General features: G+C 29.8%; 5 protein-coding genes. All 5 read left to right on the top strand.

The features are described from left to right. Positions 1–242 precede the first annotated feature (242 nt). The 5 genes from JF259_RS06960 (at position 243) to JF259_RS06940 (ending at position 6,884) form a co-directional block, all read left to right on the top strand. Entirely contained in the window at positions 243–2,333 is a 2,091-nt protein-coding gene (locus tag JF259_RS06960) for a discoidin domain-containing protein (protein ID WP_199114591.1), read from the top strand. A 114-nt stretch (positions 2,334–2,447) separates the two neighbouring features. Continuing rightward, the gene (locus JF259_RS06955) at positions 2,448–3,578 is read left to right on the top strand and encodes a hypothetical protein (protein WP_199114590.1); all 1,131 of its coding nucleotides are present in this window, start codon (positions 2,448–2,450) and stop codon (positions 3,576–3,578) included. Between the two features lie 21 nt (positions 3,579–3,599). After that, complete coding sequence (locus JF259_RS06950) at positions 3,600–4,799, top strand: glycosyltransferase (protein WP_199114589.1); 1,200 nt, start codon at positions 3,600–3,602, stop codon at positions 4,797–4,799. 8 nt (positions 4,800–4,807) lie between these two features. Next, a complete protein-coding gene (locus JF259_RS06945) occupies positions 4,808–5,941 on the top strand; it encodes a glycosyltransferase family 4 protein (RefSeq protein ID WP_199114588.1) in 1,134 nt (377 codons plus the stop codon). A gap of 13 nt (positions 5,942–5,954) precedes the next feature. After that, positions 5,955–6,884: an NAD(P)-dependent oxidoreductase gene (locus tag JF259_RS06940; protein ID WP_199114587.1), complete on the top strand. Its 930-nt coding sequence runs from the start codon at positions 5,955–5,957 to the stop codon at positions 6,882–6,884. The last annotated feature ends 127 nt before the right edge of the window (positions 6,885–7,011 follow it).

Here is a 7,011-nt window from a genome sequence, read left to right as displayed (position 1 = left end):
TTATCGCTTTAATAGAAGCTTCATGAAAGAAAACATTTTTGACAACCTTTTGAACAGAATGGTGAATACCGAACCATGCTTTATCAAAAATATTAGTAGTTAAATGCCTAAGTCAATTAAAAAATAAACGTATGCTTTCAAAACTCAAAAGATTTTTATTAGTAATAATTGGACTGGTAATTATCGTGGAATTGTTTTTACGGATTTGCTATCATCAAAAGTTGGCTACTAGCCATTTTCCTATGATATATGAAAAGGATTCTATATTAGGTTATAAATACATTCCACATGCTAAAGATTATAATAGTAAGCCTGCCTTTTATAGTGACAATGTCAATATTAACAGTTTTGGTTACAACGATCCAGAATTTTCTCCTAAAAAAGAGAAAGGAGTTTTTAGAATAATTATTGTAGGTTCCTCGGATGAGTGTGGATTTGAAACCGATGCTCCTCAAACTTATGTAAGTTTATTGAGGGCAAAAATGAAACAGGTTAGTGACAAAGTTGAGATTATTAATTGCTCCATTGATGGTGTTTATTCAAAAGCATGTTTGATAAAGCATATTAAAAAGGAGATAATAGGCTATCAACCTGACGTAATATTATTAACTACCAGATTAAAATTATATGAAGCTTTCCTGTATAGAACACTTTACAAAGATTTTATAATTGTTTATCCGGATTTAAACGATTTTGAAGATGCGAAAAAATATATAGATAATTTACATTATCAATTTTCATGCAGCAAATGGCTATATGATTACTCATACTCCTTCCGTGCCATATGTAGATATTATATAAATAACAATGATGAATTTACAGATTTATTATCTCAATGGGATATTTTTCAAGATAAAAAAAGAATAAGGGATTATACAATAAACCTGATTCATTATGGAAAAATCAAGTGGGAATATTTTACTTATGAAGAGTCCTTGGAGATGTTCAAGGAGTTAAGTGATTCATTAAAGTCTGTTAATTCTAAGCTTGTCATATACAATAGGTTTATAAATAATCATATAGAAAGAGATTTTCTCAAATCTGCCGGTATTGGATACCTGGGAATGGAATCTCGATATAATAATCTATGTACTTATGGAAAAGAGGATAGTCATTCAACTCAGATTGGCCATGAAAAGTCTGCAATAGCTTTTTATGATGCGTTACTAAAAAGTGATATAATACCTGATGAATTTATAAATATAGATAAACCAATATTAAAAGAAGATTCTATAAAAGGCCAATTAAATGCAATAAATTTAGAGGAACTTAAGGTTGATTCGTTTAAAGATGAACGTGTTTTAACCAAAGCAAACAATACAAGAATTGTTACTATTGATTTTAGTCCTATTAATTATTCAGTATCTTATAGTGAGTTAATTAATAAGTATTATAAGTTAAGGGCGCATGATGTTACCGTCGATAGAAAAGAAATGTCAAGTATTAAGTCTGTTAATGATTTGATTATAAGAATTAACGAGTTGATTGTGAATGAGCAGCCAAGATTGATAATAATACCAATACCTGTTGGTTTGTTAATAGATTATCCAACAGAAGCCATTGACTATTTAAAGAAATTTGAAAATTACTGCAGAATAAAAGGAACAGATTTATTGTTTATTCATTTTAGGGAGCATCCAAGTTTATCAATCTTGGAAAGTATGTTTAAAAATGGATATATGAACTGTGAATCTACCAACATAAATTCTAATAACTCGATTTTCAAGTCTTTTACAGAAAGCAAGCAAGATAGCATTATCTCCACAGCAAAGGCAGATTTTTTATATAAGAAAACTAAAGAAATACTAATAAACAATGGAGAGCTATTGAAAGAAGACTTAAATCTGGCAAGAGGGAAATTAGTAAATGTATCGAGTTCAACAGAAACAAATAAATTCAGTTCAGATTTTATAACGAATGATAAAGAAATTAAAATTAATGGAACTAAAGGGTGGGTTAGTGATACACTAAATGCACACTTCAATCATAAGGAATGGATTACTGTTGATTTAAATGACACAATAGAGGTAAATAGAGTTGTATTATATCCTATATATTCTCTAGATATGAATATGGAAGCTTATGGGTTTCCCTTAGGGTTCAAAATCCAAGTTTCAAATGATGGAATTGTTTGGGAAACTGTTAAAGAATTAGAAAATTATTCTATCCCAAAAATTTATGAACCACAAGTATTTGATTTCAATAAACGCTATGCTCGTTACGTGAAAATTTTAGGAACCAATCTTCAAAGAAATAAGTATGACGAGGGAAGCTTATATAGAATGGCGCTATCTGGAATTGAGATTTATAATACCCAAAAAATAAATGAATAGTATGCCATTAAATATGCCTAATATCCAGATTAACTTTTGAGACTTTTATTAATATTGGATTTAGGTTATTATTGAAAACTATTGTGTAATTCTTTAAAATATAATATTAGAAAAATGAAAAAGGTGAAAATTGGAGGTTTGGTTTTACTATCCTTAATTATTGTTGTTGAAATAACTCTTAGGTTATGTTGCTATGAAAAATTAAGAAAGTGGAAAGGGAATGAATATGTAAAAGATGAAAAATTAGGGTATAGGTATAGAGCAAATTATGAAGGTTATTTTATTAATGTAGCTTATAAAAACAAATATAAGGTTAATAGCTCGGGATTTATTTGGGATGAATTTATAGAAAAAAAAGAATCAGGAATGTTTCGTATTCTTTTATTGGGTAATTCTGATGATACAGGCATTAACTCGGATGGATTTGATTGTTATCCAAGATTATTACAAAAAAAATTTAAAGAAAATGGAGATAATATTGAAATAATGAATCTCTCATTAGACGGTGCAACTAGGGCAATTAGAGAATTGAATTTTGCCTATGAATGTGCGACTAAGTATAATCCGGATATGATCCTTATTAATGCCAGATATCCGATTACAGATAGGGTACATGCGAAATCAACTTATAGAGGAGTAAGCATTATATCACATCATTATCATGAATCTTTAAAGGAAACAGAAGCGTTTATCGATAGCGTACTTGATAATACCACAGCAACTTCTTTGGCCTATGATTATTCGTATATATTTCGTTATATCTGTAAAGTGTATCTAGAGCGACCTAACTATCCTTTAAGTACGTTTTTAAGAAAGCATATTTTAAAGAATCGCAGAGTCATAGAGATTTTATCGGGTAGATTAATAGGTCATTTAGAAGCTAAACCAGGGGGGATGTACCATAAAGATTATACAAAGGAAGAGTCCTTAGAGATTTATTTAGAAGCATCTGATTCTTTAGAAAGGATGAACGCAAAATTAGTTTTATTCAACAAGTATATTTATCCAATAAACAATAAGGAACTTAAACCCTATTTGAAAAATTATTGGCCTTTGAATGTGAAGTTTAAGCCTGAATATAGCTTTGGGAAATATGATATGCATTCCTCCCAAAAAGGACACAAAGCCATATTTGAAATGTTTTATAGGAAATTGTATACTGATGAAATCGTTCCTGAAAAGTATTTTTCAGAGAAATCAAAAAATGAAATACGTAATATTGAAAAGGAACTTCAAACCAATTAGTGAAAACAAACTAGATATGTGTTGAAAAAAATTGTTTATGTTCTGGAAAAATTTCCGTCACCTACCGAATATTTTATTCTGAACGAAATTCTACAATTAGAAAAGAGAGATATAAAATTAAGTATACTGGTTATAAAAAAGCAAAATCAGTTTTTAGAGATTTCTAGGTTGAATAGTTTAAAATCGGATATCTTCTATTTGCCTAAAATATATCTATATATTCCTTTTTTGAGTTTTTTTAAAAGGCCTGTTGCTTTTGTTAAATCTATTGGGTTACTTTTTAAAGGCAATAATATATGTTGGTTAAAAGCATTTCGGGACTATTGTATTTCAATTTATTTTTTGGCAAAACTAGGTAAAGGCCAAAACAATCATTTTCATGCACATTTTGCTTTCTTTGCTACAGATATTGCTTCAATGTTGTCAAAAATGAATATGACTAATTACAGTCTTACTGTACATGCTCAGGATATTTATACGAATGAATCGAAATTAAAAAAGATAATTACAGAATGCGATTTCCTAATAACATGTACCGATTATAATAAAAAATATTTAAACGAAATTACATGTTACAAATATGAAGGTAAGATCCATAAGATCTACCATGGTATAGAAAGTGCTCATTGGGTTAACAAGCATGTAAGTCATTTTAATAAATCAAAGATTAAAATAGTTTGCGTAGCCAGACTTGTGGAAAAAAAAGGGTTGATATATCTATTAGGGGCTATAGATGGATTGGTAAAAGAGGGGGTAAGTATAGAGTGTACTATAATCGGAGAAGGGCCTCTAAAAGAAACTTTAATAGATTATATCAAAAGGCATGGGTTACTAGAGCATGTTACCTTATTAGATTTTCAACCACAGGAGGTTGTAAAGCAAATTTTATTGGAATCCGACATTTTTGTTCTTCCAAGTATTATTGCTGAAAATGGAGACCGAGATGGCTTGCCTAATGTAATTGTAGAGGCTATGCTTTTAGGGGTTCCAGTTATTTCAACGGCAATTTCAGCTATTCCCGAAATGGTAGAAGACAGGCAAACTGGACTTTTAGTAAAAGATAAAGATGCAAGAGCCATTGCAATGGCGGTTCAGGAATTGATTTATGATCAAAACCTATACAGAACTATTGCAGAAAAGGCAAAAAAGAAAATAAAGTCGGAATTGGAGATTGGGCATTGTACGGATAATCTCGTTACCGTTTTTCAAAATAATATATAGGAAATTTGATGAAAAAGAAGACTAGGATATTGTATGGGATAGAATCGGCTGGGGGAGGTTCCTTAAAACATTTAGTTTATCTCACGACAAAACTAAATAGAGAAATATTTGAGATTGCAGTTATTTATTCTAATGCTAGAGGCGAAGATATTCTGAATCAACTGAATGAGATGAAAAACAGAGGAGTGAATTTAATCCATCTACCTATGTCAAGAAGTATTCATCTTATCAAAGATTTAAAATCATTAATTTTTCTAATACGCTTTATAAATAAATCTGAGTTTGATATTGTACACGCCCATAGTTCAAAGGCAGGATTTTTATTTCGTCTAGCAGCTTATCTAAATGGCGTAGAGAAAATATTTTATACCCCTCATTGTTTTTATTTTCAAGGGGTAAAGGGAATTAAAAAAAGGATATTCTGCTTTTTTGAAAGGATTCTTGTAAAAATATCAACTCAGATTATAGTTTCTCAAAATGAATTTAAAGCAGCCATAGATAATAAAATTAGTAATTCATCTAAACTTTCGGTTATAAATAATGCTATTTATTTTGAAGATCATAGGACGAACTTTAAGGTGCATCAAAAATATGCTAAATATAATATTAAAAAAGAAAGCTTTGTGGTTGGTGCCATTGGGAGACTTGCTCATCAGAAAGATTGGGAAACCTATATTTTTGCGGCTAATGAAGTTTTAAAAAAACATCCAAAAACCGTTTTTTTAATTGTAGGAAGTGGAGAACAGGAAGGGGAACTGAGAAGGCTTATTCTTGAATTAGGTTTGAATTCTAAAATAATACTAACGGGTTATATTAAAGATATTCATAATATATATGGTATGATGGATATTTTTGTAAGCACTTCTTTATGGGAAGGGCTTCCATATGTGTTTTTGGAAGCAATGCAATATAAAAAACCAATTGTAGCGACAAATTCGTCACATCAGGATCTAAATTTTAACGATGACAATGCTTTCCTATGTCCTATAAAGGATTATAAGTATATCTCAAATAAGATAATTAGTTTGATAGAAAATAAACAATTGGTGAAACAGATGGGGGATAAGGGGCGGGAGTTGTTAGAAAGAAAGTATTCTTTTGAACGCTTTGTTAAAAAGCATGAAGAACTCTATTGTAACTAAGACTTTATAGTTTATGAATATATTGATAATAGATCCTTTAAGCGAAAATACCATTTGCAGATTAAAGAAAATAAAATCCGTAAAGATTGATTATTTTCCTAATATAAATGAGACTGATATTTTAGAAAAAATAGGGCAGGCTTCTATGTTAATTATGAGGACTTCTCACATTTTTACAGAACAATGGTTGGAAAAAGCAGTACAGTTACAAGCAGTTATTATTGCAGGGAGTGGAATAGAAAATGTTCCTATTGATCTTTTGGAAGCAAATAATATAATCTTTAAAAATGTAAAAGAAGCATCCGTTACTTCTGTGGCGGAATATGCCATTTGCTTAATACTAATGGGATTAAGAAATGTTTACCAAGGCATAAAATCTATAGGAGAAGGTAATTGGGAAAAAAATCAATTAATCGGCAATGAAATAAGAAGAAAAACTATAGGACTTATTGGTTTTGGTAATATTGGTAAGGCTATTGCGAGCTTACTTTGTAATTTTGATGTAGAAATAATCTATACAAACGAATCAGGTAGGGTTGTTGGATATGATTATGAATGTGTTGAATTAAAAGAGCTAGCAAAAAGATCGGATATTATTTGTATACAGGTTCCCTTAACTAATAGAACATACCAATTTATTAATAATGATGTTTTTTCAAATGTTAAACGAGATTGTGTTTTAATAAATGTTTCAAGATATGACGTGATCGCTATGGATGCATTAATCGAGAAGTTAAAACAAGGGATTTTCAAGCATGTATATATAGACCCGATTGAGAAAAGGCACCTGAAAACTATTTCGGAATTCAAAAACCTTCCCATTAGTTTTTTACCTCATTTGGGAGCTAATACGTATGAAGCTCAGGAAAGGGTTGGTGAGGAATTAATTAAAATAATGATTGATTTAGAAACCAAATTTAATTTTTTATGTAGCCTTCCCTAAAATGATACTATTTTTTGTTGATAATTCTTAAAAATAGAATATTCAGTCAGTAATATCAAGCTTTATTTCTATATGAAATTTGAGTAACTACCACAATACAAAGATACAAATGCTTTTCATTGCCTAG

The sequence above is a fragment of the Snuella sedimenti genome (assembly GCF_016428595.1).
GTDB classification, from domain to species: Bacteria; Bacteroidota; Bacteroidia; order Flavobacteriales; family Flavobacteriaceae; genus Snuella; species Snuella sedimenti.
Note: the sequence above shows the minus strand (reverse complement) of the source record. Positions and strands in the feature narration are given on the sequence as shown.